Source organism: Microvirga medicaginis (assembly GCF_052658925.1).
In genome coordinates this window covers 68229-93097 of sequence record NZ_JBQWEL010000004.1, presented here as the reverse complement: position 1 = coordinate 93097, position 24869 = coordinate 68229, and the positions used below count along the sequence as shown (strand labels likewise).

General features: G+C 61.7%; 27 protein-coding genes, 1 tRNA gene and 1 pseudogene. 17 read left to right on the top strand and 12 right to left on the bottom strand.

The window, feature by feature from the left end:
- Positions 1–105: 105 nt before the first annotated feature.
- The 11 genes from ACUXUR_RS07690 to rfbA all read left to right on the top strand — a co-directional run bounded on the left by ACUXUR_RS07690 (position 106) and on the right by rfbA (position 10302).
- Positions 106–1419, top strand: a complete 1314-nt coding sequence (locus ACUXUR_RS07690; RefSeq protein ID WP_445501759.1) for a LysM peptidoglycan-binding domain-containing protein — start codon at positions 106–108, stop codon at positions 1417–1419.
- 72 nt (positions 1420–1491) lie between these two features.
- Entirely contained in the window at positions 1492–3405 is a 1914-nt protein-coding gene (locus tag ACUXUR_RS07685) for an ABCB family ABC transporter ATP-binding protein/permease (RefSeq protein ID WP_445501758.1), read from the top strand.
- 52 nt (positions 3406–3457) lie between these two features.
- Positions 3458–4159 (top strand): phosphatidylserine decarboxylase, encoded by a 702-nt coding sequence (locus ACUXUR_RS07680; protein WP_445501757.1) that lies wholly within the window; start codon positions 3458–3460, stop codon positions 4157–4159.
- Between the two features lie 137 nt (positions 4160–4296).
- Positions 4297–5151, top strand: a complete 855-nt coding sequence (locus ACUXUR_RS07675; RefSeq protein WP_445501756.1) for a CDP-alcohol phosphatidyltransferase family protein — start codon at positions 4297–4299, stop codon at positions 5149–5151.
- 105 nt (positions 5152–5256) lie between these two features.
- On the top strand, positions 5257–5907 hold the full coding sequence (locus ACUXUR_RS07670) for a Maf-like protein (RefSeq protein WP_445501755.1): 651 nt from the start codon (positions 5257–5259) through the stop codon (positions 5905–5907).
- A 20-nt stretch (positions 5908–5927) separates the two neighbouring features.
- Entirely contained in the window at positions 5928–6128 is a 201-nt protein-coding gene (yacG, locus tag ACUXUR_RS07665) for a DNA gyrase inhibitor YacG (RefSeq protein ID WP_445501754.1), read from the top strand.
- A 105-nt stretch (positions 6129–6233) separates the two neighbouring features.
- A tRNA-Phe gene (locus ACUXUR_RS07660) sits at positions 6234–6309 on the top strand.
- A 510-nt stretch (positions 6310–6819) separates the two neighbouring features.
- A complete protein-coding gene (gene rfbC / locus ACUXUR_RS07655; RefSeq protein ID WP_445501753.1) occupies positions 6820–7401 on the top strand; it encodes a dTDP-4-dehydrorhamnose 3,5-epimerase in 582 nt (193 codons plus the stop codon).
- 30 nt (positions 7402–7431) lie between these two features.
- The gene (gene rfbB / locus ACUXUR_RS07650) at positions 7432–8508 is read left to right on the top strand and encodes a dTDP-glucose 4,6-dehydratase (protein WP_445501752.1); all 1077 of its coding nucleotides are present in this window, start codon (positions 7432–7434) and stop codon (positions 8506–8508) included.
- Positions 8505–9392, top strand: coding sequence for a dTDP-4-dehydrorhamnose reductase (gene rfbD / locus ACUXUR_RS07645; RefSeq protein WP_445501751.1), 888 nt, complete (start codon positions 8505–8507; stop codon positions 9390–9392). Before rfbB ends, rfbD begins: the two co-directional genes overlap by 4 nt.
- Positions 9393–9420: 28 nt before the next feature.
- The gene (gene rfbA, locus ACUXUR_RS07640) at positions 9421–10302 is read left to right on the top strand and encodes a glucose-1-phosphate thymidylyltransferase RfbA (protein WP_445501750.1); all 882 of its coding nucleotides are present in this window, start codon (positions 9421–9423) and stop codon (positions 10300–10302) included.
- 51 nt (positions 10303–10353) lie between these two features.
- Here the strand turns inward: rfbA and ACUXUR_RS07635 are convergent.
- The 7 genes and pseudogenes from ACUXUR_RS07635 to ACUXUR_RS07605 form a co-directional block, all read right to left on the bottom strand.
- Positions 10354–10563: pseudogene (locus ACUXUR_RS07635) on the bottom strand (multicopper oxidase domain-containing protein); the annotation flags it as partial.
- Positions 10564–10759: 196 nt separating this feature from the next.
- A complete protein-coding gene (locus ACUXUR_RS07630; RefSeq protein WP_445501749.1) occupies positions 10760–10975 on the bottom strand; it encodes a hypothetical protein in 216 nt (71 codons plus the stop codon).
- Between the two features lie 466 nt (positions 10976–11441).
- Positions 11442–13175 (bottom strand): SulP family inorganic anion transporter, encoded by a 1734-nt coding sequence (locus tag ACUXUR_RS07625; RefSeq protein WP_445501748.1) that lies wholly within the window; start codon positions 13173–13175, stop codon positions 11442–11444.
- Between the two features lie 87 nt (positions 13176–13262).
- Complete coding sequence (locus ACUXUR_RS07620) at positions 13263–13517, bottom strand: helix-turn-helix domain-containing protein (protein WP_445501747.1); 255 nt, start codon at positions 13515–13517, stop codon at positions 13263–13265.
- Between the two features lie 285 nt (positions 13518–13802).
- Positions 13803–13925, bottom strand: coding sequence for a hypothetical protein (locus ACUXUR_RS07615; protein WP_445501746.1), 123 nt, complete (start codon positions 13923–13925; stop codon positions 13803–13805).
- Positions 13926–14116: 191 nt separating this feature from the next.
- Positions 14117–14827: a fumarylacetoacetate hydrolase family protein gene (locus ACUXUR_RS07610; RefSeq protein ID WP_445501745.1), complete on the bottom strand. Its 711-nt coding sequence runs from the start codon at positions 14825–14827 to the stop codon at positions 14117–14119.
- A 125-nt stretch (positions 14828–14952) separates the two neighbouring features.
- Complete coding sequence (locus tag ACUXUR_RS07605; protein ID WP_445501744.1) at positions 14953–15264, bottom strand: hypothetical protein; 312 nt, start codon at positions 15262–15264, stop codon at positions 14953–14955.
- A gap of 113 nt (positions 15265–15377) precedes the next feature.
- Between ACUXUR_RS07605 and galE the strand changes: the two genes are divergently transcribed.
- The 4 genes from galE to ACUXUR_RS07585 all read left to right on the top strand — a co-directional run bounded on the left by galE (position 15378) and on the right by ACUXUR_RS07585 (position 19471).
- Positions 15378–16370, top strand: coding sequence for a UDP-glucose 4-epimerase GalE (gene galE, locus ACUXUR_RS07600; protein ID WP_445501743.1), 993 nt, complete (start codon positions 15378–15380; stop codon positions 16368–16370).
- A gap of 123 nt (positions 16371–16493) precedes the next feature.
- Positions 16494–17024, top strand: a complete 531-nt coding sequence (locus ACUXUR_RS07595) for a DoxX family protein (RefSeq protein WP_445501742.1) — start codon at positions 16494–16496, stop codon at positions 17022–17024.
- A gap of 170 nt (positions 17025–17194) precedes the next feature.
- The gene (locus tag ACUXUR_RS07590; RefSeq protein WP_445501741.1) at positions 17195–18274 is read left to right on the top strand and encodes a LolA family protein; all 1080 of its coding nucleotides are present in this window, start codon (positions 17195–17197) and stop codon (positions 18272–18274) included.
- A 216-nt stretch (positions 18275–18490) separates the two neighbouring features.
- On the top strand, positions 18491–19471 hold the full coding sequence (locus ACUXUR_RS07585) for a phosphoribosylaminoimidazolesuccinocarboxamide synthase (protein WP_445501740.1): 981 nt from the start codon (positions 18491–18493) through the stop codon (positions 19469–19471).
- Between the two features lie 49 nt (positions 19472–19520).
- Here ACUXUR_RS07585 and ACUXUR_RS07580 read toward each other — a convergent pair whose 3' ends face one another.
- The 5 genes from ACUXUR_RS07580 to ACUXUR_RS07560 all read right to left on the bottom strand — a co-directional run bounded on the left by ACUXUR_RS07580 (position 19521) and on the right by ACUXUR_RS07560 (position 23418).
- Positions 19521–20333, bottom strand: coding sequence for an alpha/beta fold hydrolase (locus tag ACUXUR_RS07580; RefSeq protein ID WP_445501739.1), 813 nt, complete (start codon positions 20331–20333; stop codon positions 19521–19523).
- 350 nt (positions 20334–20683) lie between these two features.
- Complete coding sequence (locus ACUXUR_RS07575; protein ID WP_445501738.1) at positions 20684–21811, bottom strand: hypothetical protein; 1128 nt, start codon at positions 21809–21811, stop codon at positions 20684–20686.
- Positions 21812–21900: 89 nt separating this feature from the next.
- On the bottom strand, positions 21901–22296 hold the full coding sequence (locus tag ACUXUR_RS07570; RefSeq protein WP_445501737.1) for a DUF1622 domain-containing protein: 396 nt from the start codon (positions 22294–22296) through the stop codon (positions 21901–21903).
- A gap of 74 nt (positions 22297–22370) precedes the next feature.
- Positions 22371–22574 carry a YgaP family membrane protein gene (locus ACUXUR_RS07565; RefSeq protein ID WP_445501736.1) on the bottom strand — a complete coding sequence of 68 codons (204 nt, stop codon included), beginning with the start codon at positions 22572–22574 and terminating at the stop codon, positions 22371–22373.
- Between the two features lie 109 nt (positions 22575–22683).
- Complete coding sequence (locus ACUXUR_RS07560; protein ID WP_445501735.1) at positions 22684–23418, bottom strand: L,D-transpeptidase; 735 nt, start codon at positions 23416–23418, stop codon at positions 22684–22686.
- A 225-nt stretch (positions 23419–23643) separates the two neighbouring features.
- Between ACUXUR_RS07560 and ACUXUR_RS07555 the strand changes: the two genes are divergently transcribed.
- Both ACUXUR_RS07555 and ACUXUR_RS07550 read left to right on the top strand, forming a co-directional pair.
- Positions 23644–24252 (top strand): tyrosine phosphatase family protein, encoded by a 609-nt coding sequence (locus ACUXUR_RS07555; protein ID WP_445501734.1) that lies wholly within the window; start codon positions 23644–23646, stop codon positions 24250–24252.
- A gap of 183 nt (positions 24253–24435) precedes the next feature.
- Positions 24436–24858 (top strand): VOC family protein, encoded by a 423-nt coding sequence (locus tag ACUXUR_RS07550; RefSeq protein WP_445501733.1) that lies wholly within the window; start codon positions 24436–24438, stop codon positions 24856–24858.
- Positions 24859–24869: the final 11 nt, after the last annotated feature.

Genomic DNA, 24869 nt, shown 5'->3' with positions numbered 1-24869 from the left:
CCTCCCGCGTTGAATCATAAAACATTATATTCCCTTTATGGCCGTAGCCTTTTGAAAGATAAACGGCTTAAATGCATGAAAGTGCCGGAGTTGAGAAAAAGCGTTATGGCGCAGGCGACAGAGCTTAAAGGAACCATCGCGATCATCGGGGCGGCAGCCGCCGGCGTCGTCGCGGTTCTCGTTGGTGCGCTTTATTGGGCGTGGCCCGGTGCTCCTGAGCAGTCTCGCAGCGCCACAACGCCTCAGGCCTCTCTCCAGCAGCCCGCGCAGCAGCAGAAGCCAGCGGCAGAGATTGCTGCGCCTGCGAAAGCTCCCGAGCCGAAAGCCGCTGAGACGAAGCCTGCCGAGACTCCCATCGTTCCGTCATTCGATCTCGTGCGCGTGGAACCCAACGGCGAAAGCGTGATCGCCGGGCGGGCCGCTCCGGGGGCGACCATCGAACTCTTGAGGGGCGATCAGGTCCATGCCCGCGCCGTGGCGGATGCCTCGGGCCTCTTTGCCATTGTGCCGCCGGCCTTGCCGCCGGGCTCCCATCAAATCGTGCTGCAATCCATTGCGCCGGATGGGGTTCGCCAGCGTTCGCACCAGAGCGTGACGGTAGTGATCGATGCGGCCCAGAAGCGGCCTCTCGTCACCCTGACCACGCCGGATCAGCCGACGGTTGTCCTTTCGAATCCCGAGCCGCCCGAGCCGCAGGTCGCGCAGACCACGCCGAAGGAACCCGAGAACCCGGCGCAGACTGCGCAGATTGTAGAGCCTGCCCAGCCCATTGCTCAGCCGCAGCAGCAGGCGAATGCTGCGCCCGAGACCCCGGTTCCGGCCCAGCCAACGCCCCGACCCGAGATCAAGATCGTCAGCGTCGAGACCGAGAATGGAAAGCTTTTCGTCTCTGGCCTGTCGGCTCCGGGCGCGACGGTTCGTCTTTACCTCAACGAAACTCTCATTGCTCCCGGCGGGGCAGGAGGCGACGGCAAGGTCTCCTTCTCCATCGGCTCCGGCGTAAAGCCCGGCGAATATCGGATCCGCCTCGACGATGTGGACCCGGTCTCAGGCCAGGTGAAATCCCGGGCCGAAGTGGGCTTCACCGTGCCGGTTCAGGTCGCCTCGGCATCTGAGGCTCCGATTCCTCCGGCTACCTCCAACGCTTCGGCTCAGGCACAGCCCGGCGGAAAGCCTGCCACCGATGCCCAGGTCGCTGCGGCCGGCACGGTCGTGATCCCCAACATCAACACGGCCATCATCTCCAAGGGCGACAATCTCTGGCGGATCAGCCAGCGGATCTACGGCTCCGGCTATCGCTATACTGTGATCTACGGGGCGAATAAGGATCAGATCCGTAATCCCAACCTCATCTATCCAGGCCAGGTTTTCGTGCTGCCGACCGATCAGGAGCACGATCAGGAGCAAAAGACCAACTAGGTCGGGACAGGGTGAATTCCTGTTTGCGATCCCTTATATCGGGGTCCGACAGTTCATTCGGATTCTCTGGCCATGCCCCCCACCACTTCCGTTCCTTTGACGAGCGCCGCTGTGCGTAAGCCCAACGGCTTGGCCGCGACCTGGACGAAGCTCTGGCCTTATCTCTGGCCGCAGGGGCGGCCCGATCTGCAGCGGCGCGTCTTCATCGCCTTCGGCCTGCTGCTCGTCGCCAAGGGTGTGACCATGGTCACACCGTTCGCCTTCAAATGGGCGACGGACGCGCTCGTGGCCGTCACCAGCAACGGCAGTCAGGCCACCGAAGCCGCTGCCACCGCAGGGTCCTGGCTGTGGAAATCGCCGATCCTGCTCACAATCATCTACGGCATCACCCGCATTCTCATGGCGGTGCTGACCCAGGTGCGCGACGGCCTCTTCGCCAAAGTCGCCATGCATGCGGTGCGCAATCTCGCGCTTCAGGCTTTCGAGCACATGCACCGCTTGTCCTTGCGCTTTCATCTCGAGCGCAAGACCGGCGGTCTCACCCGCGTGCTGGAGCGTGGCCGTGAAGGCATCGAGGAGCTGTCTCGCCTCGTTGTGCTGACGCTCATCCCCACCATCTTCGAATTCGCGCTGGTGCTGGGCCTGCTCGCCTGGGAATTCGACTGGGTCTACTCGCTCGTCGTCTTCGTGATGGTGGTGATCTATCTCGCCTATACCTACAAGGCGACGCAGTGGCGGATTTCGATCCGCAAGCAGATGAACGACTCCGATACGGATGCCAACACGAAGGCTGTCGACTCTCTGCTGAACTACGAGACGGTGAAGTATTTCGGCGCTGAGCAGCGGGAAACCGCGCGCTACGACCGCTCCATGGAGCGCTACGAAAGGGCCTCGACGCAGACCTATACGTCGCTCGCCGTGCTCAACGCAGGCCAAGCCGTGATCTTCTCGATCGGCATGGTAATCATCATGGTGCTCGCGGCGCAGGACATCATGGCGGGCCGCGTCTCCGTCGGCAGCTTCGTGCTCGTCAACGCCATGCTGGTTCAGCTCTATATTCCGCTGAACTTCATGGGCATGCTCTATCGCGAGATCAAGCAGGCGCTCATCGATATCGACGACATGTTCCGGATCATCGAGCAGAACCCCGAGATCCAGGACAAGCCGGGCGCGAAGCCGCTCGAAATCAAGCAGGCGGTGGTGCGCTTCGAGGACGTGCATTTTTCCTACATTCCGGAGCGTCCGATCCTCAAAGGCGTGAGCTTCGAGGTGCCGGCGGGCCATACGGTCGCCATCGTCGGTCCCTCGGGTGCCGGCAAGTCCACCATCTCGCGCCTGCTGTTCCGCTTCTACGAGCCGACGAGCGGGCGCATCCTCATCGACGGCCAGAACATCGCCGACGTGCAGCAGGCCTCGCTCCGCAGGGTGATCGGGATGGTCCCGCAGGACACGGTGCTCTTCAACGACACCATCGGCTACAACATCCAATACGGCCGCTGGGATGCAAGCCCGGAGGAGGTGAGGGAGGCGGCGCGCCTTGCCCAGATCGACCGCTTCATTGGCTTCCTGCCGGAGGGCTACGACACGCCGGTGGGCGAGCGCGGCCTGAAGCTCTCGGGCGGCGAGAAGCAGCGCGTGGCGATTGCCCGCACAATCCTCAAAAGCCCGCCGATCCTTGTTCTCGACGAGGCCACCTCGGCCCTCGACACCTTTACGGAAAAGGAAATCCAGGACGCCCTCGACCGGGTCAGCCGTGGCCGCACGACCTTGGTCATTGCCCACCGCCTGTCCACCGTGATCGGGGCCGACGAGATCATCGTTCTCGACCATGGCCGGGTGGTGGAGCGGGGCAATCACGCCAGCCTCCTGGCCCTGGGCGGCGTCTACGCCTCCATGTGGAACCGCCAGCGCGAGGCCGATCAGGCTCGCGAGACTCTGAAGCGCGCCGAGGAAGAGGAGCGTGGGGAGGAAAGCGTGGCAGGTTGACGGAAGCGCCCGCGCCTGCCATCCCACGCAAACTCGATAAAGGCTTCAAAGAATGACCGATATTCTGGAATCGATGCGCCGCATCTTCGTCCCGATCCACAAGGAGGGCTATCCCTTCATCCTGATCGCCCTGTTCGCGACCATCGTCCTGGCCTGGCTCTGGTCGCCGCTCGGCTGGATCGGCGCCATCCTCACCGTATGGGTCTGCTACTTCTTCCGCGATCCGCCTCGCGTGACTCCCCTGCGCGAGGGCCTCGTCATCTCTCCGGCAGATGGGCGCGTGAACCTCATCACCACGGCCGTTCCCCCGGCCGAACTCAGCCTGCCGCCTGAGCCCATGACCCGCATCTCGGTCTTCATGAACGTGTTCGACTGCCACGTGAACCGCTCGCCCGTTACGGGCCGGATCGAGCAGATTCTCTATACGCCGGGCCTCTTCCTCAATGCCGAGCTCGACAAGGCGAGCGAGGACAACGAGCGCAACGCCCTCGTTATCGAGACGGCAGGCACCCGCATAGGCGTGGTGCAGATTGCGGGCCTCGTGGCGCGCCGCATCGTCTCTTTCGTGAAGGTGGGCGATACGTTGAGCACCGGCGAGCGCTTCGGTCTCATCCGCTTCGGCTCGCGCCTTGACATCTATGTGCCGCTCTCCGCCCAAATCCTTGTAGGCCTCGGCCAGACGGCGGTGGCCGGCGAGACGGTCCTGGCGGACCTGACCGCCAACGAGCCTGCCCGCCAGTATCGGGTCGGCTGATATTTCGCCTGCGGGGTCGGATTTCCGCTCCCGCAGGCCTTCGGACGGAACTGTCCACAGCAGTTTGCGCTTCTCCCATACCTGCACACTGCTCAGCTCTCCTTGCCGGTCAGGCTGGCTCCTCCTAGGTTTTCGCCATGAGTGACCTTTTTCCTCCCTTCGCCCCGGACCCGAACGAACCGCGCAAGCGGCTCTTCAAGCCTGTTCCGTTCCGGATGATCGCCCCCAACATCATCACCCTTATCGCCTTGTGCCTGGGCCTCTGGGCGATCCGGCTCGCCTTTGAGGGGCGCTATGAGCAGGCGGTGCTGGCGGTGATCGTGGCGGCTTTCCTCGATGGAGTGGACGGACGCATCGCGCGGCTTCTGAAGGGCACCTCCCGCTTCGGTGCGGAGCTCGATTCACTGGCGGATTTCCTGAATTTCGGCGTGACCCCGGCGCTCATCCTCTACAGCTTCGTCCTGCACGAACTGCGCTCGCTCGGATGGATCGGCTCCATTGTGCTCGCCATTGCAGCGGCCCTGCGCTTGGCCCGGTTCAACGTCATGATCGACGATCCCAACCGGCCCGAGTGGAAGAAGAACTTCTTCGTCGGCATGGCCGCCCCCATGGGCGCCCTATGCGCCCTGCTGCCGCTGTACCTCTCGTTCCTCGGTACGCCGATCCAGAATTCCTCGGTGGCTCCCGTCGTCCTGATCTACACGATCGGCATCGCCTTCCTCATGGTCTCCACCATCCCGACCTATTCGGGAAAGACGATGGGCAAATACGTGCCGCGCCAGTGGGTTCTCCCGATCTTCGTGCTGTCGGTGGCAGCCTTCGGCCTGCTGATCAGCTTCCCCTTCGAGATGCTGGCCCTGATGACGGTTCTCTTCCTGCTGACGATCCCCGTCGGGGTCATGCGCTACCGGAAGCTCGAGCGGGACGATGCCATGCGTGGCGCGGACGTCCAGCCGGCCTCCTCAGGCGTCGAGCCGCCCCCTGGTGCTTGATTCACTCAGGCCAGGTGCCATGTTGTGACCGGGCGTAGCCTTAGGCCCTGAGAACAAGCAATAATCGTGAAGGGTGGAGGGCCGCCCTGGAGCGTGGAGATCAAAGTGGCGTCTTCTTCCGAGGTGTCGAATAGCAGCTGGCGTCCGAAGCTCGTTCTGGCTTCCGCCTCGCCCCGCAGGCTCGCCCTGCTGCAGCAGGGCGGCATCGAGCCCGATGCCCTTCTGCCCGCCGATGTGGACGAGGCGCCCTTGAAGAACGAGGGTCCCAAGGACCTCGCCAAGCGCCTCTCCCGTGCGAAAGCTGAGGTCGCCCGCAAGACCGCCCGCAACCGGGAGGACCTGAAGGACGCCTATATTCTCTCCGCAGATACGGTGGTGGTCGCGGGCGGGCGCATCCTGCCCAAGGCCGAGGTGTTGGACGAGGCGGCAGCATGTCTGCGCCTTCTCTCCGGCCGGGCGCATCGGGTCTATACCTCCATCTGCCTCATCACCCCGAAGGATTCGGTCCGTGAGCGACTCGTGGAAACCCGCGTGCGTTTCAAGCGTCTCTCGCGGGAGGAGTTCGAGCGCTATCTCGCCTCGGGCGAATGGCGCGGCAAAGCGGGCGGCTATGCCATCCAGGGCTTGGCCGGCACCTTCGTGGTGAAGCTCGTGGGTTCCTACACCAACGTCGTGGGCCTGCCGCTCTACGAGACCGTGGCGCTGCTCGACGGAGAGGGCTTCCCCGTGCGCTTCACATGGCGCAACGCCGCCTGATTCCTAAAAGGAGGAAAGGCATGGATCCCGCCAACGAGAACAAGCCCCTGGTCTCGTCCGGCAAGTGCCCAATTTGCGGCAAGCCATCGAGCCTGGAATTCAAGCCCTTCTGCTCCAAGCGCTGTGCCGACGTGGACCTGAATCGCTGGCTCTCCGGCGGCTATGCCATTCCGGCCGTGGACGATCCCGAGGACAAGGACGAGGACGACCGCGAGGACTGACAAAAATTTTTTCATGAAAATTTCTCGTTCAGGCGGCTGGACAGGCGGCAAAGGTCTGACTATACAACCGCCCACGACGCGCACGGCACAAGCCGCGCATCAAATGCCCAGGTAGCTCAGTTGGTAGAGCATGCGACTGAAAATCGCAGTGTCGGTGGTTCGATTCCGCCCCTGGGCACCATATCTTCCTACAAAATCAATGACTTAACCTGTCGCAGATCGGCCCTGCCGTCGAGGTTAGACACTTTCGCGTGCCCAGCAGGTCGATTTTCTCCACAGCCCCTCGAACCGATGACCTCTTCTTCGCCCGCTCTGAAGAGTGCTGCGCCATGGCGAGGCGCTTCTGACCGAGAGCCCATCGGATATCGTCGAGGGCGGTGTCTGCATCCGCCAACATGTCGCCGACCGTGTGCCGAAGCTCAACGCGGAAAACCATGACCGTCACAAAGCTCTTTATACAAGATTCGAGGCTGGAGGAGCGCAGCCAGCTTGCAGGCTAGTGCTCCGCGCACCGCCTCCAGAGGCATAGCCCGTTTCAATGTCTTTGAGCGAGCAGCGGATTTTAGTTCGCAGCAAGAGAATGACGATGGCGGGTTCTTAGCTACAGAAACTGATCTTATATAAGACTACAACTTTATGATCTGATCTGCTCTGAGAGACGGAGCGTTCATTGAAAGATGGGGCAGTTCAAGTGTCGCACCTCACGATTCAGCGAACCGAGATCCCCGAGGTGGTGCTGATTACGCCGCGGCGCTTTGGCGATGAGCGGGGCTGGTTCTCGGAGACCTACAGCACACGAGCCTTCTCAGAGGCGCTCGGCAATATCACCTTTGTTCAGGATAATCAGGCGTTTTCGGCGGTGAAAGGCACTCTAAGAGGGCTTCATTTTCAAAGTCCCCCCGAGCCGCAGGCCAAGCTTATCCGCGTTCTGCGTGGAAGCATCTTCGACGTCGCTGTGGATTTGCGCGTGGGATCGCCGACATATGGGCGCTGGGTCGGCAAGACCTTGACGGCCGAAGGCGGTGAGCAGCTCTTCGTGCCGCGCGGTTTCGCCCATGGCTACTGCACCCTGGAATCTCATACAGAAGTGGCATACAAGGTCGATGGTTTCTACGCTCCCGCTTGCGACGCGGGCTTGGCCTGGAACGATCCGGCTCTTGGCATCGAATGGCCTCTCACCCCGGTCGTTCTCTCTGAGAAGGACAGGGTTCTGCCCGCCTTTGCGGGCTTTGTGTCGCCCTTCCACTATGAGCCTGTCAAGGCACCTGCGTAACACCTCTATAGGGCTTCTTGAGCTTCCATCATGCCTTTCCGATCGACATCTAAGCGGATCCTCGTCACAGGCGGAGCCGGCTTCATTGGCTCCGCCGTCGCCCGCCACCTGATCGGCGAGACGGAACACCAGGTGCTCGTCCTCGACAAGCTAACCTATGCCGGCAATCTGGACTCCCTTCAGTCGATCGCAGGCAGCCCGCGCTATGAGTTCATCCAAGCTGATATTCTGGAAGCGTCAAAGATGCGGGAGGTGATCACCTCCTACTGCCCCAATATCATCATGCATCTGGCTGCCGAGAGCCATGTGGATCGGTCCATCGATGGACCAGGCGAATTCATCCAAACCAATGTGGTCGGCACTTATACCCTGCTGCAGGCAGCTCTCGCCTACTGGCAAGCACTATCGGGGGCGGAAAAGGACGATTTCCGTTTTCACCATGTTTCCACCGATGAGGTGTTCGGCTCCCTGGGCCCCGAAAGCCACTTCACCGAAGAGACCGCGTACGATCCGCGCTCGCCGTACTCCGCCTCCAAGGCGGCCTCAGATCATCTGGTGCGCGCGTGGCACCACACCTTCGGCTTGCCAACGGTTGTGAGCAACTGCTCAAACAACTACGGACCCTACCATTTCCCGGAAAAGCTGATCCCGCTGATCATCCTCAACGCGCTGGAAGGCAAGCCCCTGCCGGTCTATGGCGATGGCTCGAATGTGCGGGATTGGCTTTACGTGGAGGATCATGCCCGTGCGCTGGCTCTTATCGCCCTCGAAGGCAAGGTGGGCGAGAGCTACAATGTGGGCGGTCGCAGCGAGAAGACAAATTTAGAGGTGGTCCAGGCGATCTGCACGATCCTCGACGAGATCGCACCGGATGAGCGGATCGGACTGCGCCGGAACCTGATCACCTTCGTGCGCGACCGTCCTGGGCATGACAAGCGCTACGCCATTGATCCAACCAAGATCCACCAGGAGCTGGGTTGGGTGCCGCAGGAGACTTTTGAGACGGGTCTCGCTAAGACGGTGCGCTGGTACCTGGAGAACCGGCCTTGGTGGGAGCGCATCCGGTCGGGTGTGTACCGTGGCGAACGATTGGGACAAATGGCATGATCCTGGTCTTTGGCAGCGGCGGTCAGCTCGGACAGGAGCTGATCGAGCTTGCGCATATGGCAGATGTGCCCTTGAAAGGTCTGACGCGGGCCCAAGCCGATGTGGCCGATCCGGCGCAGGTGGAGCAGGCCATGGCCAAGATCCGTCCCAGCATCGTTCTCAACGCCAGTGCCTACACGAAGGTAGACCTCGCCGAGACGGAAGAAGAGGCGGCCTTTCAGGCCAATGCGACCGGACCTGAAATCCTGGCCAGGGCCTGTGCGGTCGCCGGCCTTCCCCTGATCCATGTCTCGACGGATTATGTCTTCGACGGCTCCAAGAGCGGCGCCTACCGCGAGAGCGATCCTGTCGCGCCGCTCGGGGTCTACGGCCGCAGCAAGCTGGCGGGCGAGGAGGCGATCCGCCGTCATCTGCCGCAGCATGTGATCGTGCGGACATCGTGGGTATACGGGATCCATGGCGCGAACTTCCTGAAAACTATCCTGCGCCTGGCCGGTGAGCGCGATGAGCTGCGCATCGTTGCGGATCAAAGCGGCTGCCCCACGTCCACGGCCGATCTCGCTCAAGCGCTGTTGACCGTGGCCCAGGCTTGGGACGAGGGCAGGGCGGTGTCCGGCACTTATCACTTTGCCGGGACGGGTGTGACCACGTGGCACGGCTTCGCCGCGTGCATCGTGAAGGCCCAAAGGCCGTTTACCGGCCGATCCCCGTCAGTTGTACCGATTCGCACGGAGGATTATCCGACGCCGGCTCGGCGGCCGGCCAACTCAGAGCTCGACTCAGGCCTGTTCGACCGCACTTTCGGCTATACGGCGCGGCCCTGGCAAAGCGCGGTCGATGCGACTGTGACAAGGCTGCTGTCGCAGCGCCACACGACACCCTAATCCAAAGCAGAAATCACGGGGGCTCACCATGAATCGCAAAGGGATCATCCTCGCAGGCGGCTCAGGCACGCGCTTGCATCCGCTGACGCTGGCGACCTCGAAGCAGTTGCTTCCGATCTACGACAAGCCGATGATCTACTATCCGTTGACCTCCCTCATGCTGGCAGGAATCAAGGATATCCTCATCATCACAACGCCTGAGGACCAAGCTTCCTTCAAAAGGCTCCTGGGCACCGGCAAACAATGGGGACTCCGCCTCGAGTATGCGGTGCAGCCCAGCCCCGAAGGCCTGGCGCAGGCCTTCATTATCGGGGAGGATTTCGTGCGGGGCCAACCGTCCTGCCTCGTCTTGGGCGATAACCTTATCTATGGCCACGGCCTCTCGGAGGCGCTGCAGCAGGCCCAAGAACGGCGTGAGGGAGCCACTGTCTTTGGATATCGGGTCGAGGATCCTGAGCGGTATGGCGTCGTCGCTTTCGATGAGCAGGGGCGGGCGACCTCGATTGAGGAGAAGCCGTCTGTACCAAAGTCTCACTGGGCGGTAATCGGGCTCTATTTCTACGACGAGCAGGTGGTCGAGATTGCCAAGAGCATCAAGCCGTCGGCCCGCGGTGAACTGGAGATCACCGACATCAATAATGCCTATCTCGATCAGGGAAGCCTCTATGTGGAGCGCCTTGGGCGTGGGTACGCTTGGCTCGATGCTGGTACGCACGAGTCGCTGCTGGAGGCTAGCGAGTTCGTCCGCGTTCTGCAGTCGCGGCAGGGGCAACTCATCGCTTCGCCGGAGGAGATTGCCTATCGCCAGCGCTGGATCGACAGCACAGCCTTTGAGGAAGTGGCCACCAAGCTCTCGAAGACGAACTATGGCCGCTCCCTGCTCAGCCAGCTTCAGTCGCGCGACCTTTAGGTACGGGAGAAGGGCCGGGCACATCATTATAGGTATGAAGCCTATCATGCCCGCTGCCAGGGGATGGAGATGGTGGCAGTGAAAGGCGACGGTGCCTGCATTGTCGGCGTCGAACCCGATCGTCAGCATCTTCCAGGCGGGACGGGACTGTGTCACCGAGCGCTCCCGCAATCCGGGCCGTTGAACAAGGACCTGAAAGCGAAGGCCATGCGGATGCATAGGTGGGCCATCATGCTCGTGTTGCGCGTGAACGATGGCAATCTGCTTGCCTCTGCGGCTTCATTCGGCTCGCAATTGGCGCAAGAGCGCTCTTTGTACCTGTCAGTGCCGGCTTAGTAAGCGCGCTGCATCTGAAGGATAACCAGCTGTTCCAAGCCATCTGCGCTATGAGGGCAGACGGTCTCGCGGTGCAGTTCGCCTCGTCGCCGGTAACTCTGGCGACGGAATTCGCCAGGCTCTAGGACTTTGCCTTCAGTCGATTGGTAATGAGGGAGATGATCGCGCACAGGAATGCCCCCGCGATGCCGGCCACCGCGATTTCCGCCATGTAATGGGTAGGGGGCTCGATCTTGTTCGGAAGCTGGAAATAGGCTTCGCCTAGCTCATAGACGCTGCCTACTGCGATGCCGCCGAGGGCACCATCGAGGGCCAGCCAATCGATATTCCAGTTCATTTTCAAACTCTGTTCATCAATTTTGCCGCTGAGGAGAGGCTGGACGTTGATCGTACTCCGACCTCCCCGGTAAGGACAGATCATTTCTCACTACCAGAGAGAAGCACATCGACCACCTGCTCGATCACGGGACGCATCGGCTGAAGAGGCCCACTCCGCGCCCGGATTCCGGTCCGCGCCCGAGGCCCAGGGGCAGAGCAATCCGGCGCTCTATAACCAGCAACGATGCTCCGCCGGGACCGGGATCGTGTGCTGGTCGACATCCGCAGCGATGAGTGTACGGCCGGCAAGTCCAGTGTCGCATCCCAGAGTGAGCGGGAGCGCAGCACCGCTCCGACCCAGCGATCGCGCTTACGCTCAATGGGCATGCCGACGACCGCGCCGCTGAGATCGGAGCGCACCCAGGCCCTGAACGCCTATGGCGACCACTTTTCTCTGACGCAGCCCTTCGGTTCCGCACGATGCGCTAGTCGTGGATTGCAACCGTGTGCTTTGTCGAAGCCTCCTCCGCCTTGTTGTGGGCCGAGACGAGCGCCTCCGCTACCGTCGGTTTGAAGCGGACCCGTGGTGGACGTACGCCATGGGTCAGTAACACCCGCCGGACGGATGGTCGGGCACCGGCAATATAGACGGCGGCCTTATGGCGCTGAGATTTGCGCACGAACCCCTCGATCGTCGTGGCGGCTGTGCTGTCGAGCACTGGAACGGCCGAAAAGTCGATGACATAGGCCTTCGGGTGTTCAGCAATGCGGTCGAGGGCTGCTGCAACCGTTGCGGCCGCACCAAAGAAGAAAGCACCTGAGATCCGATACACAACCACGTCAGGGTCGGTCGCGAGCACCGGATCATAGGGCTCGCGGTCATTGCCGCTTACGGTATCGGGACGATCCTCTTCCGGGAGGAGGCGAGGTTGTTCAACTTCAACCGCCTCCGCCATTCGCTGCAGGAATACAAGGACGCCAATGCCGAACCCAACCAGGATGCCTTCCGTAAGATCGCGGAAGACCACCAGCAAAAACGTGGCGAGCAGCACGACGGCATCGCCCTTTGAAGCCCGCAGCAGGGTCGCGAACTCGTGCTTCTCCGCCATGTTCCAGGCAACCGTGGTCAGAACGGCAGCCAAGGCCGCGAGCGGGATGAAGGAAGCAAGCGGCGCTGCAACCAGCATGAACAGAAGCAGGAACATCGAATGCAGCATGCCCGCGACCGGACCACGTGCGCCGGAGCGGACGTTTGTGGCGGTGCGGGCGATCGTGCCCGTGACACAGATACCGCCGAAAACGCCTGAGGCGATGTTCGCCACGCCTTGCGCCACCAGCTCGCAGTTGGAGCGATGGCGACGGCCGGTCATGCTGTCTGCTACAACGGCCGACAGGAGACTCTCGATGCCACCCAGGAGAGCAAACGATAGGGCGGCGGGAAGAAGTTCGGTTATTCTTGCGGTCGAGAGAGATGGCAGATGTGGGGCTGGCAGGGATTGGGGCAGACCGCCGAAGCGAGTGCCGATGGTCTCGACGGGCAGGCCCAGGAGCCAGGTCATGACGGCGGCTGTGGCTACGGCGATGATGAAGGCGGGCCAGTGCGGGCGGAAGCGCCGGATGGCCACGATAATGCCGATGGTGAGAAGGGCTACAGCCACGGCCGAAACATTCAAGGTCGGTAGGGCTCTCCCGAGCGCCAGAAGCTTCGGAACGAAAGGCCCCGGTTCCTTGTCGAGGCTGAGGCCCAGCAATTCCCTAAGCTGGCTCGCGAAGATGATGACCGCAATGCCGGCCGTGAAGCCGACAGTCACCGGGAAGGGAATGAACTTGATGAAGGTCCCGAGCCGCAGGAGCCCGATCGCCAGCAGGATCACGCCGCTGAGCATGGTCGCGAGAAGGAGACCATCGACCCCATGCTGTTCGACAGTTGCGGCTACCAGCACGATGAACGCCCCCGCCGGCCCGCCGATCTGGAACCGGCTTCCTCCCAGGGCCGAGACGATGAAACCTCCAACAATGGCGGCGTAGAGCCCTCGGTCGGGCGTTACGCCAGAGGCGATGGCGATTGCCATGGAAAGCGGCAAAGCCACGATAGCAACAGTCAGCCCCGCGGCGGCATCCGCTCGGAGGTCGGCCAGATCATATCGCTCCCGCAGGACCGTGATCAGCTTCGGAGTGAACAGTTCAGCAAAGGTCGGTTCGATAGACCGTGCAGCCATCCTGGTGCTTTCTCCAGCTACTGGTGCGGCGAGGATCGTCGATCCGAAGCAACGGTCACCGTCGCAGTCACACGCGTTAGGAGCCGCTCACGGCTTGGCGCGCTTGAATCGCACGCCGCGTCCGCCTTCTCGGCTCACGGCATTCTCGCCGATGAGCTCGACCCCAGCACGATCGAACGCCTCAACGACTTTCGTAAGCGTCTCGACCACCCCCCGCACATTGCCTGCGCTCGCTTCCATGCGTTGGATTGTCGGCAGTGAGACCCCTGCCATCTCCGCGAGCTGGCGTTGATCGATGCCGAGAAGGGCACGGGCAGCACGGATCTGTGCAGCGGTGATCAATGAGCAGCACTCCTTTCACGCATCATCTGTCAGCTATGGTCGCTGAAGAATGATGTCATGGCAATCAACCCAGATGGGTGATGTGGAGGGAACTGCAGCTTCGGGGCCGTACCGCCTTAAGCGCTGTAGCGGGCCTGAGTGTTGCAGCTTGGGAAGGCCGGGGCGAGAGACCGGCAGCGAGGACGAGGGCGAGAATGGGCGACTTCATGCTGGTTCTCCCGAGAACATTCGAACGTGAGAAGACGGGCGGCCGGCGCGGAGCGCGGCCGGATTGCGAGCGTCTGCTCAGGCCCGGGGAGGAGGTGTCGTCGTTGCGGGAGCGATGCCGTCCGGAAGGATGACCGCGGCCAGCCACCGCTCCGCCTCTCGATCCATGGGCGCAGCCCAGCCTGCGATCGCGGTAAACACGGTCGATCCGCAGGAAGCCTAGGCGCAGGTCAGCCCGCAATTCCCGTCGGGCACGGCGGCTCCGGGTCATCCGATCGTCACGTAGACCGCCCCGGTCTCCCGTTCGACGATGCAGCTAAAGCATCGGACGTGATTTCATATTCCCGTCCGATGCTTCAATGGGTCGCTCAAAACAGCCGGCTCTGTTTACGTTACGTGCCAACAGAGTCCTTGATGCATTTGGTGGTGAAGCTGGTCTTTGCTGCTCCGCTCAACTTCTTCTCCGACGCCTGGGTATCACAAGCTGCCTTCATGTCCCTTTCGCACTTGGTCATGAAGCTTGTCTTTGCAGCGCCGGCGAGTTTCTTCTCGGTAGCCTGAGCGGTGCAAGATGCTTCAGCCGCCATGGCGTTGCCTGCGCACATCATTATCACGAATGCTGTCGCTAGTGCCTTCATGGAATGCTCCTCCTCGGAAATGCTCCCGTGACAGTCTGTAGTTAGAGCTTCGGATCCAAAAGTGGACACGGCTATCCGGGCCAAGGCTCGAGAGCCTCGAATGCGAAAATGGGAACTGGTTTGTGTCAAGGTCCCCAACTTGTCGGTTGAACCCACAAGCTCATTCCCCGGCACTACCGGGCCGGCACCGGCTGGGGTGCCGGCCAGGATGATGTCGCCCAGTTGCGGCATGAAGTACTTCGACAGGTTGGAGATGATCTCCGGCACTATCCAGATCATCAGCGTGAGATTGGAGCCCTGCCTCGTTTCGCCGTCCACCGTCAGGCGAAAGTTACCTTCCAAAACGTGCCCGGCTTTCTCGACCGGGGGAATGGGGCCGCAAGGGCAGGAGTGCTCGAAGGCTTTGCCTGCTTCCCAGGGGAGGCCGCTCCTGCCGAGATCCATTTGAAGATCGCGCCGCGTCATGTCGAGACCATCCCGTAGCCGTAGATGTGATCGAGCACATCTATGACAAGCCTAACCAGGCCGCCTCCTGGCGTTACTGATTAGGTGCGTGGTGAGTTCCGCCTTTCTCAGATAAAGCCTTCGATTCACTTGATGGCATCGAAGATCGGCCCTGAGCACTGGACAACGAAGATCAGGAGCAGGATGCCGATGAACCACAGCCAGGAGCCGGATTTCTGCGGCTTCGATGGAGCCGCAACGGCGGAAGATGCTTGCGGCTTGAAAACGGATACGGGCGGTGCGGGGAGACGCTCGATGAGTTCGGCTGCTTCCGCTTGAACGCGGCCTGCCGTGCCGATGAAGCGGAAATGCACGGGGATGCCGCCGACGAAGCCGACTTCCGCCGGCTGGATCTCGGATTCGTGGCGGACCCACCAATATTCCGTGCGTTCGTCCATGCGGCAGCCTCTCACAAATGGTGGGGTACTCAACCTGTTTTGCCAGCAGGTTGCGCTGGAAATCCAGACTCATTCGGGCAACGATGACGAAAATGGCAGTTCGAGGAGATCCCGTGAACGTTCTGGTGACTGGGGGTGCCGGCTATATCGGCGGCCACATGGTGCTGGCCCTGCGCGATGCCGGGTTGAAACCCGTGGTTTTCGACAATCTCTCGACCGGGTTCCGTTGGTCGGTGCCGGAGGATGTGCCGCTCGTTGTCGGCGATGTGGGCGATTACGAGCTGGTCCTGCAGACGTTGCGGGTCCATTCCATCGATGCCATCGTGCATTTTGCCGCCAAGCTCGTTGTGCCGGAATCGGTGCGCGATCCGCTTGGCTATTACCTGAACAACACCGTCAAGAGCCGCTCGCTGCTGGCGGCGGCGGTGGCGGCCGGGATCAAGACCTTCGTCTTTTCCTCGACTGCCGCAGTCTATGGCAATGCCTCTGACAGGCCGCTCGCAGAGGACGCGCCGCTTGCGCCATTGTCGCCCTATGGCAGCTCCAAGCAGCTGACGGAGGTGATGCTGCGCGATGTGGCGGCGGCCCACGGCATGCGCTTTGTCGCCATCCGCTATTTCAACGTGGCGGGAGCCGATCCTGCCATGCGCCATGGCCAATCGACCGCGAATGCGACCCACCTCATCAAGGTGGCTGTCCAGACGGCGCTCGGCATGCGCCCCTCCATGGACATCTACGGCACGGATTATCCAACGCCGGATGGGACCTGCATCCGTGACTACATTCATGTGACGGACCTGATCGCGGCCCATATGCAGGCGCTGGATTATCTGCGGAAGGGCGGCGAGAGCGTCATCGTGAATTGCGGTTACGGACACGGCTATTCCGTGTCGGAGGTAATCGATACCGTGCGCAAGGTCTCAGGGAGGCCGGTCGAGACCCGGATCGCGCCGCGCCGCGCCGGAGATCCGGCCACCATCGTGGCGGATTCAGCCCGCATCCGCGCGCGGCTCAACTGGCAGCCCCGCTATGACGATCTTGCCACCATCGTGGATCATACGCTGCGCTGGGAAAGCATGCTGCGCGAGAGAAACCTGAAGCTCTGAAAAGGCGCTCTCAAGACACCGTGGACAAGTCAGTGGCGCTAAGAACAGGTTAAGAACCTCTGCCTCTAATACGCAGCGGCGGCCCCGATTCTGGCCGCAGCTGAAAAGGAGAGGGGCTAGATCATGAATGCGGGCACGACGAACGGAATCCTGTTCCTGAACCGCCTGTTGCTCGCCGGCTGCTTCCTGCCGCCTGCTCTGGCCCGGCTCACCAACATCTCGGGGTTTGCGGCCGCGCTGACCATGAAGGGCATCCCTTACGGGGATCTCGTGGCCACCATCATCGTGGTGGCCGAGATCGTGGCTCCGCTCGCCCTGGTCCTCGGCATCGCGCCGCGCGTGAGCGCCTCGGCGCTGATGGCCGCGCTCGTGATCACCACCGGAGCCCTGCACCGGTTCTGGGATTATGGCGGCCTGACCCGCCAGGGAGAGCAGGCGATATTCCTCGCCAATCTCGGCGTGTTGTCCGGGCTCCTGTTCTACATGCTCGTGGGCCCCGGCGCTTGGAGCTGGCAGCGCTGGTGGGGTGGTCTTGGCGCCAAGAAAGCCGTCAAGAAGAAGCGTCAGTCCCGCCCGCGCGTTTCAAAGCCGAAGCCCGCTCCCGTCCGGCCTATACCCATGGATGACGAGGACGAGTACGCCGACGCGGCCTAACAGCGCGATTGGCCGTGTAAAGCTGAGCCTTATCCTGGACGCGACTCGCTTTCGCCTGCAAACTCCTGCCTTCATTCAGCCTCTAATCGAAGCGATAAGGCCTGACCGTCACGGTAGGCGGATTCCCGCCGTGCGGCCATTTCTTGTTTTTTCGGGTTTGCAGTCGAGTCATGCTCAAGAAGTCCTTGCGTTGCTTTATTGGTCTCGCCGTTTTGGCCACGTGTGCGTCCCCTGCCGCTGCTCAGCAACGCACGCCCGATCCGCTGACCCGTTTTCTGGACGGCATCTTTAAGCCCAATCAGGGGCAGGGGACACCGACAGCCGAGCCTCAGACTGCACCTGCCCCGCAGGCGGCGGAGCCTGCGCCGGCAGCCCCAGCCCAAACCCAGACGAAACCGCAGGCTAAGACTGCTGCGCCTAAGCCAAAGGCCCCCGCTAAGCAGCAGGTCGCGCGGCCCAAGCCTCAAGCCCAGCCTCAGGCGCAGCCGGTCGCCGCAGCGCCTGCGACCGCTCCCAAGCCAGCTCCCGCCGAGCCCGATGTGAAGCAGGCAGCGCCTGCCACAGCCGAGCCTCCCGCCCAGGCCGCGGAGAAGCCGAAGGCTCCCGAGCCTGCCCCGGTCAAGGTCGCCGAGCCGCCGAAGCCTGCGCGCTCAACGCCCGCTCAGGCCGCTCCGACGCCGACCCCGGTGGCCGCAGCGGCCACGCCCGCAACGCCCGTGTCGCCGCCGAACCCGACCTCGCCTGCGGCCGCGCTGGAGCGGGTGAATGCCTATTTCAACAGCATGGATACGATGTCGGCCTATTTCGTGCAGAAGAACCCAAATGGCCAGCAGGTGGAGGGCACGCTCACCGTCCGGCGTCCGGGGCAACTGCATTTCGCCTATGCGCCGCCGAGCACGCTCGAGATCGTCTCCGACGGGCGCAACGTGGCGATCCGGGACAAGAAGCTCGGTACCAACGACGTCTATCCCGTCAGCCAGACGCCCCTGAAGTTTCTGTTGCAGGACAATGTGGACTTGGCGCGAGACACCAAGGTCCGCGACGTGCAGATCGCCCGAGACGGCGTGATCACCGTCATCTTCGACGACAGCGCTACCTTGGGCGGCACGTCCAAGATCACGCTTCGTTTCGACAGCCGCGCCAATGCCCTGAAGCAATGGACGGTCGTGGACAGCCAGGGTTATGAGACCACCGTGGTTCTCTCCGGCCTCAACGTGGTGCAGCGCCGGAACGCCAGCGCTGCCGACTGATCCCGTGGAAAGGCTTAACTTTCTGAGCTTCGGGCCTAGCCTGCCGGTCAATTCAGTCTATAGCATCGGACACAAGAGTGGACTCCACTTTTGGGATTCATCCGCTGCTCTCTTCATAGAGCAGCGCATTGTTGAGAGCGGAAAACTGGGTCCGCTTTTCCGCATGATGCGCTAGAACTCGGCGGACGAGAACCCGAACAGCCGTGGCAGGTGAATATGGTCGATCAAGCAGCCCTTCGGGCCTATGCCGGTTACGTCCTCGATGACGCGACGATCCCGGAATTGCCGAACCATTATCGGGGCAAGGTGCGCGACAATTACGACCTGCCGGACGGGCGGCGCATCATCATTGCCTCCGACCGCATCAGCGCCTTCGACATCAATCTCGCTTCCATTCCGCTGAAAGGCCAGGTGCTGACACAGACCGCCCGCTTCTGGTTCGAGAAGACGGCGGATATCTGTCCCAACCACATCATCGAATATCCCGATCCCAATGTAGCTTTGTGCAAGAAGCTCACCATCCTGCCTGTCGAGATCGTGGTGCGCGATTATTTGGCCGGCACCACGGGCACCTCGATCCTCTCGCTCTATAAGCAGGGGCAGCGGGAGATGTACGGCATCCGGCTCCCGGACGGCATGCGCGATAACCAGAAGCTCCCGCAGACCATCATCACGCCCACCACGAAGGCTTTCCACGGCGGCCATGACGAGCCGCTGACCGCGAGTGAGATCGTGGAGCGAAATCTCCTGAGCGCCGAGCAGTGGAAAACCGTTTCCGACTATGCCCTCGCACTCTTCGCGAAGGGGCGCGAGGCGGCAGCCGCGCGCGGTCTCATCCTCGTCGACACGAAATATGAATTCGGCATCGACGAGGCAGGCCAGATCATGATTGCCGACGAGATCCATACGCCGGACAGCAGCCGCTACTGGTTCGCCGGGAGCTACCCTCAGCGTTTCGAGGCCGGCGAGCGCCCCGAGAGCTTCGACAAGGATTTCGTCCGCAGCTGGGTCGTCGCGCGCTGCGATCCTTACAAGGATCCGATCCCTGAAATCCCCGCCGACGTGATCCTCGAAACCTCGCGGGTCTATATCGACGCCTACGAGCGCATCACCGGCCAAACATTCGCTCTGCCGGATGTCAACGTGCCCGTACTGGAGCGCATCCGGAAGAACCTGGCGCGGTATTTCAGCAAATGAGATCGGGCTACGGCAGGATTGCTCTGTGCTCCTGCCGTAGCGCTGTCGGTCACCACAGAAATGCCTTCACCACCTTCGCGACGTCGCGCGCCCGCTCGATGGGCAGCATGTGCGTTTCGCCGTCGAACAGCTTGAGTTGCGTCCAAGGGATCAGGTGAGCCGCTTCCTTCATCGCGTTCACGTCGAAGAAGGGATCGTGCGTTCCGCCGATGATCAGCGTGCGGGCCTGGATGCGCTGCAGCCATGCCGGATCCTTGCCGAAATCCTCACCTGCGACGGCATGGAGGCCGCGCACGATAGCGGCGGGTTCGTTCATGGTCTTGTGCAATCTGTTTCGTTCCTGCCGCAGGCGCAGGCGAAGCAGCCAGTTGAGCCAGGGGCGGCGGAAGACGAGGCCGAATTCATCGAGGAAGCCTTCGAAGTCGCCTTGCCAGGCGCATTCGATCTGGCGGTCGATGCTGCGTTGGCCTTCCGGAGAGAAGCGGTGGGCGCTCACCATCACGATCAGACTTTTAACGAGGTCGGGATGGTCGGCGGCCAGTCGGGTCGCCACGAAGCCGCCGAACGAGATGCCCATGACAGTCGCAGGGCCGGTCTCATTGCGCAGGATCGTCGCCATGTCCTGAACGATCATGTCGATGCTGTAGCCGGCCGGCGGCGCTGGATCGTAGCCCATCACGTAGATCGTGCGGCCCGAGGGCAGGAGGCGCGCAATGCGCCTGGCGTCTCTTTCGATGCGTGCTGGCGTTGGCCGTCTGACGAAGGCTTGCCCTCCATTGAAGACGACGATGGGATTGGGGCCTGAGCCGATTCTCACGAAGGGAATCTTGCTCAGGAAGTGGCCTGTTTCGAAAGTCATCATAGTCGACAATCATCGCTGCAAGCAGCCCATCGCGGCATGCGCATGGTGGCCTGAAGGGGGCTGCTTAGAACTGGAAGAGAAACCTGCCGAAGAGGATCGCGACCTGATGTGCGCGATCACACGCCATCCATCGGGATGAAGCGGAGAAATCAGGCAGATTGTGGAGCCGACGGACGCTGGAAGGGCGGCGGCGGCTGGCGGGCCGGTCGTTTCAGCTAAGGCGTGTTGCCGATGCAGTCAACGAGCTGACGCAGGCATGAGGACTTTTTGCTCATGCCGGTGGCACAGATGCAACAAACCCTCCGGACCTAACCGTCCCGGAGGGTTGGCTGGTGAATCGATGAGATGTTTCAGGGTGTGAGACCGGAGGTCTTTTTGGATGAAGACTTCGTATTCGTCTCCGCTTTGAGTGCCTCCGTCTTCTGGACCACTTCCGACACCTGTTCTTCGGTGAGCGTGGCGCCGAGAACGCCGTTGAGGTTCCTGACGGTCTCTGCGGTTACCGTCTTGTTGCTCGCCTTGGACAGGGCCTCTGCGGCTGCGTCGAGATCGTTGGCCGCAACGGCGCTCTTGTAGGCTCCGAGCTGGCCGACGGGCGAGTTGAGCGATGCACGCGCCATCGCCTGGGGCGAGGCATGAGCCGCATTGAGACGGCCCAGGGACTCGGCCTTCTTTGTGGCCTCAGTTGCTGTCGTAGTCGTCGTTCCAGACGTTGTGCTCATTCCTGTGGTCGTTGTCGTGGTGACCGTTTCAGTGGTCGTCTTGCTCTGCAGAGCCTCGACCTTGTCGGTGAGCTCGGTGACCTTTGCCTCATCCATTTCAACACCGAGAATCTCGTTCAGGCTCTTGATGGAGGCTTCTGTCACAGCCTTATTGCTGACGTCCGCAAGGGCCGCAGCGGCTGCGTCAAGGTCCTCTGCCGCCAGGGCCTCCTTGTAGGAGCCGATCTTGCCCACTGTGGAGTTCGCGGAGGCGTTCGCCATGGCTTGCGCCGAAGCATGCGCGGCATTCAGGCGACCGAGCGAAGCGGCTGATGCCTTCTCCTTCGTAGTCGTGGCAGCCTGCTCGGTCTTGGCGGCTTTCTTCTCGGTTGCCGTCGATTTCGTCTTCGTGCGCTCGGCTCTCTTCTCGCCCTTGAGGTCTCTCATGAAGCCTTCGAAAAGGCCGAGATCCTTGGTTTGGGTGCCTGTGCTCTTCGATCCGCCGCCGGAAGAGCCCTTGGAGCCGCCCTGGCCTTTGCCGCCTCCATGGTCGCCACCACGGCCACCACCATTCCCACCGGCGTTGCCTCCACCGCCGCCGTTCCCACCGCCTCCGCCATTGCCGCCTCCATGGCCACCGCCTTCACCGCCTTTGGCCTGAACGGTTGCAACGCCGGCGTCGAAGGCGGAGAAATCGATGGAGAAAGGCTGGAGTCCCAGGCCAAGGCCCAAGGTAAAGGCGGACGCTACGGCAGACAGGCGCATCAAAGGCTTCATGACGGATCTCCGAGTGAGCCAAGAAAGGCCTTGGCCAGACAGAATGAGCTTATAGTGTTGACGAAATCGGCCGCCTGCGCAACTTCGTTTCATTCCTGTCGGTTTGCGGGAAGATCATTGTTCCCCTGAGTGGCAGCTTTGTGCCGCTCCCACGGCCAGTGCCCTTCGATCTCAACTTCCAGCGAGAAGCTCAAGAAGGTGCGGATGAGCACGATGCCGCCGAGGATGAGGAGGCTTTGAAGGGAGGGCTCGATGGCAACAGTGTTGATGATATCGGCGGCCACAAGAAATTCGAGCCCCAGCAGGATCGCCCGCCCGAGATTGGAGCGGTAGAGGCTGAAGGCGTCTTCGCCCGAACGGCCCTTTAGAACCTGCCAGAGAACGGCGATGGTGGCTCCCAAGGTGCCGAGAACGATGATGGCGATGCCGCCCACTTCGATGATGCGCGTCGTGAGCTTCAGGGCCCGAGGGAACCATTCGTCCATGAACAATCCTTCGCGAAAGGCATGGACTTTGATTCATAGGACAGAAAGCAAAAGCCTCCAGGGGGAAGGGAGCCTCAGGTGAAACCGGGCTTGCTGGGGAGACCGAGCCGCTTGAACATCTTCACGACAGGGCAGAGGCCCGTGAACGATGCCTGCACAAGATGGGCTCCCAGGATTCCGGTCAGCCAGAGCCAATTGAGATTGATATAGACCGCGAGCAGGACGCTGATGATGATCAACCCGCCGACGGTCAGAAGGATGGCGCGTTCTACGGTCATGGCCGTGCCTCCATCAGGACGCACGGATCATACCTCAAGCCAGGCAGGACGACAAAGAAAAGGGCCGGCCACTGGCCGACCCTTTCAAATTCGTTGACCGTGTACCCGATCAGTAGAACGACACGCGCTGTTCATCCGGATCGACGTCGTTGAAGGGGCTGCGCCCTCTCAGCACCACCACCGGCGAGCCCACGGGCACGCGGTTGTAGAGGTCGATCACGTCCTGGTTGAACATGCGGATACAGCCGCTCGACACCGACTGGCCAATGGACCAGGGTTCCGTCGTGCCATGGATGCGATACATGGTATCGACGCCATTGTTGTAGAGGTAGAGCGCACGGGCACCGAGCGGGTTCTCGATCCCGCCCGGCATGCCGCCGGCCCACGGGCCGTTGCGCTCGGGCTCGCGCTTGATCATCGAGGCGGTCGGTGTCCAGCGCGGCCACATAGCCTTGCGGCCCACTTGGGCGCGACCGGACCAGGCCAAGCCTTCCTTGCCGACGCCGATGCCGTAGCGGATGGCGCGTCCGCCCTCGCGGACGAGGTAGAGGTAACGGGCCGACGTATCGACCACCACCGTGCCGGGCTCTTCACGGCCGTAATAGGCCACCTCCCGGCGCAGGAAGCGCGGATCGACTTCGGAAATGTCGGTGGCGGGTAGCGGATGCGCTTCGTCGGGACGGGCACCATACATGGCCATGTAAGCTGGATCGATATGGCGGATTGCCTGCTGCGAAGGCGACGAGGTGGAAACACAGGCGGCGAGCGCCAGTGGGAGGACCAGCACGCAGAAGCGGATCGCATTCTGCAACGAGGACAAGCGGAAGGCCGTGAAAGCAGACATCAGTGGGGGAGGCTCGCAGTTTCTGGTTTTTCGCTTATGCCGCCAACGCCTGGGAGCGGCGGTACCTTGAATGGGAGTTCATAAACCCGGTGATGTCCACAAGGTGTTAACGAGATGGCAGAAATGTGGCCAGGCCGAGCTGTGATCAAAAGGACACAATCATTTGATGTGCTTGGATCCATCTTTCTGCATAGGTACAACCTACGAACATAATAAGGAGGGATCATGCAGCCTCCGCTTTCCGATGGGTTTTCAATGCAGCCGCTCTCGATCTCGATGTTCACCATCTGTGGCATTTCTGAATTGCCGGAGCAGAAGGAGAGGGCCGTCACGCATGTGCTCTCGATTCTGGACCCGGATCATCCCGATCCGGAGGCGTTCCAGGTATACGATCCGCATCACCGCACGATCCTTCGCTTTCACGACATCATCAATCCGATCGAGGGGATGATCCTGCCGCAGCCGGAGCATGTGCAAGCCGTGCTGCGCTTCGGCGAGGAGGTTGCGGCCGGCAGCACTGAGCGCGCACAAGGGCATCTTCTCGTGCATTGTCACATGGGCATTTCCCGCTCGACGGCCGCGATGGTGACTCTTCTGGCGCAGGCATATCCTGACGAGAAGGAGGACAGGCTGTTCGAACGCCTGACGCTGATCAGGCCGCAGGCTTGGCCGAACTCGCGCATGATCACCTATGCGGACGATCTGTTGTCCCGCAACGGACGCCTCGTCGATGGCTTGCGCGGCCACTACGGACGCCAGATTCAGCGGCAGCCCCAATTCGCGCAGTGGATGCACGATCTCGGCCGTACTCGCGAGGTCGAGATGGCGGCTTGAAGGCGCTGGATGCTTTCTTGACCAGATCACTTGGCCGGGTATGCTCGGCGTGTCGGAAAAGGCGGACCGGTTTGGTTAGCCCGGTCGCTTCCTGCGGGAAGCTCTGGCTGGTGCAGATGCATCAAGTCCCATGACGGAGGCTCTGGCGCATAGTGCTCCAGGGCAATGTAGGGACGTGACTCAATGCAACATCAGATTTCCGTTGTGACACTCGGCGTGCGCGATCTTGCACGTTCGCGGCGCTTCTATGCTGAAGGCTTCGGCTGGCATCCTGTCTTCGAGAACGAAGAGATCATTTTCTACCAGATGAATGGTTTCGTGCTCGGCACTTGGTTGCGAAATGCTCTTGCCGAGGACATGCAGAGTAACTGCGTTGCCGGGCCTGGGGCTTATTCTCTCGCCCATAACGTTGCCTCGCGCGAGGACGTGCAGGCGACGATCGATCACCTCTCAGGCTTCGGCGGTCGGATCTTGCGGCCTGCCGACGAACCGCCGCATGGAGGCATGCGCGGGTATGTGGCTGATCCTGATGAGCATGCGTGGGAGATCGCGTGGAACCCTGCCTGGTCGATTGACGCAGAGGGACACGTGACATTCGGCTTGTAAGGCACGTCGCG

What these genes read in the sequence shown, in the direction of transcription:
- ACUXUR_RS07690 (WP_445501759.1), top strand. Translation starts at nt 106, where the DNA reads ATGGCGCAGGCGACAGAGCTTAAAGGAACCATCGCGATCATCGGGGCG.
- ACUXUR_RS07685 (WP_445501758.1), top strand. Translation starts at nt 1,492, where the DNA reads ATGCCCCCCACCACTTCCGTTCCTTTGACGAGCGCCGCTGTGCGTAAG.
- ACUXUR_RS07680 (WP_445501757.1), top strand. Translation starts at nt 3,458, where the DNA reads ATGACCGATATTCTGGAATCGATGCGCCGCATCTTCGTCCCGATCCAC.
- ACUXUR_RS07675 (WP_445501756.1), top strand. Translation starts at nt 4,297, where the DNA reads ATGAGTGACCTTTTTCCTCCCTTCGCCCCGGACCCGAACGAACCGCGC.
- yacG (WP_445501754.1), top strand. Translation starts at nt 5,928, where the DNA reads ATGGATCCCGCCAACGAGAACAAGCCCCTGGTCTCGTCCGGCAAGTGC.
- rfbB (WP_445501752.1), top strand. Translation starts at nt 7,432, where the DNA reads ATGCCTTTCCGATCGACATCTAAGCGGATCCTCGTCACAGGCGGAGCC.
- rfbD (WP_445501751.1), top strand. Translation starts at nt 8,505, where the DNA reads ATGATCCTGGTCTTTGGCAGCGGCGGTCAGCTCGGACAGGAGCTGATC.
- rfbA (WP_445501750.1), top strand. Translation starts at nt 9,421, where the DNA reads ATGAATCGCAAAGGGATCATCCTCGCAGGCGGCTCAGGCACGCGCTTG.
- ACUXUR_RS07630 (WP_445501749.1), bottom strand. Translation starts at nt 10,975, where the DNA reads ATGAACTGGAATATCGATTGGCTGGCCCTCGATGGTGCCCTCGGCGGC.
- ACUXUR_RS07625 (WP_445501748.1), bottom strand. Translation starts at nt 13,175, where the DNA reads ATGGCTGCACGGTCTATCGAACCGACCTTTGCTGAACTGTTCACTCCG.
- ACUXUR_RS07610 (WP_445501745.1), bottom strand. Translation starts at nt 14,827, where the DNA reads ATGACGCGGCGCGATCTTCAAATGGATCTCGGCAGGAGCGGCCTCCCC.
- ACUXUR_RS07605 (WP_445501744.1), bottom strand. Translation starts at nt 15,264, where the DNA reads ATGGACGAACGCACGGAATATTGGTGGGTCCGCCACGAATCCGAGATC.
- ACUXUR_RS07595 (WP_445501742.1), top strand. Translation starts at nt 16,494, where the DNA reads ATGAATGCGGGCACGACGAACGGAATCCTGTTCCTGAACCGCCTGTTG.
- ACUXUR_RS07590 (WP_445501741.1), top strand. Translation starts at nt 17,195, where the DNA reads ATGCTCAAGAAGTCCTTGCGTTGCTTTATTGGTCTCGCCGTTTTGGCC.
- ACUXUR_RS07585 (WP_445501740.1), top strand. Translation starts at nt 18,491, where the DNA reads ATGGTCGATCAAGCAGCCCTTCGGGCCTATGCCGGTTACGTCCTCGAT.
- ACUXUR_RS07580 (WP_445501739.1), bottom strand. Translation starts at nt 20,333, where the DNA reads ATGATGACTTTCGAAACAGGCCACTTCCTGAGCAAGATTCCCTTCGTG.
- ACUXUR_RS07575 (WP_445501738.1), bottom strand. Translation starts at nt 21,811, where the DNA reads ATGAAGCCTTTGATGCGCCTGTCTGCCGTAGCGTCCGCCTTTACCTTG.
- ACUXUR_RS07570 (WP_445501737.1), bottom strand. Translation starts at nt 22,296, where the DNA reads ATGGACGAATGGTTCCCTCGGGCCCTGAAGCTCACGACGCGCATCATC.
- ACUXUR_RS07565 (WP_445501736.1), bottom strand. Translation starts at nt 22,574, where the DNA reads ATGACCGTAGAACGCGCCATCCTTCTGACCGTCGGCGGGTTGATCATC.
- ACUXUR_RS07560 (WP_445501735.1), bottom strand. Translation starts at nt 23,418, where the DNA reads ATGTCTGCTTTCACGGCCTTCCGCTTGTCCTCGTTGCAGAATGCGATC.
- ACUXUR_RS07555 (WP_445501734.1), top strand. Translation starts at nt 23,644, where the DNA reads ATGCAGCCTCCGCTTTCCGATGGGTTTTCAATGCAGCCGCTCTCGATC.
- ACUXUR_RS07550 (WP_445501733.1), top strand. Translation starts at nt 24,436, where the DNA reads ATGCAACATCAGATTTCCGTTGTGACACTCGGCGTGCGCGATCTTGCA.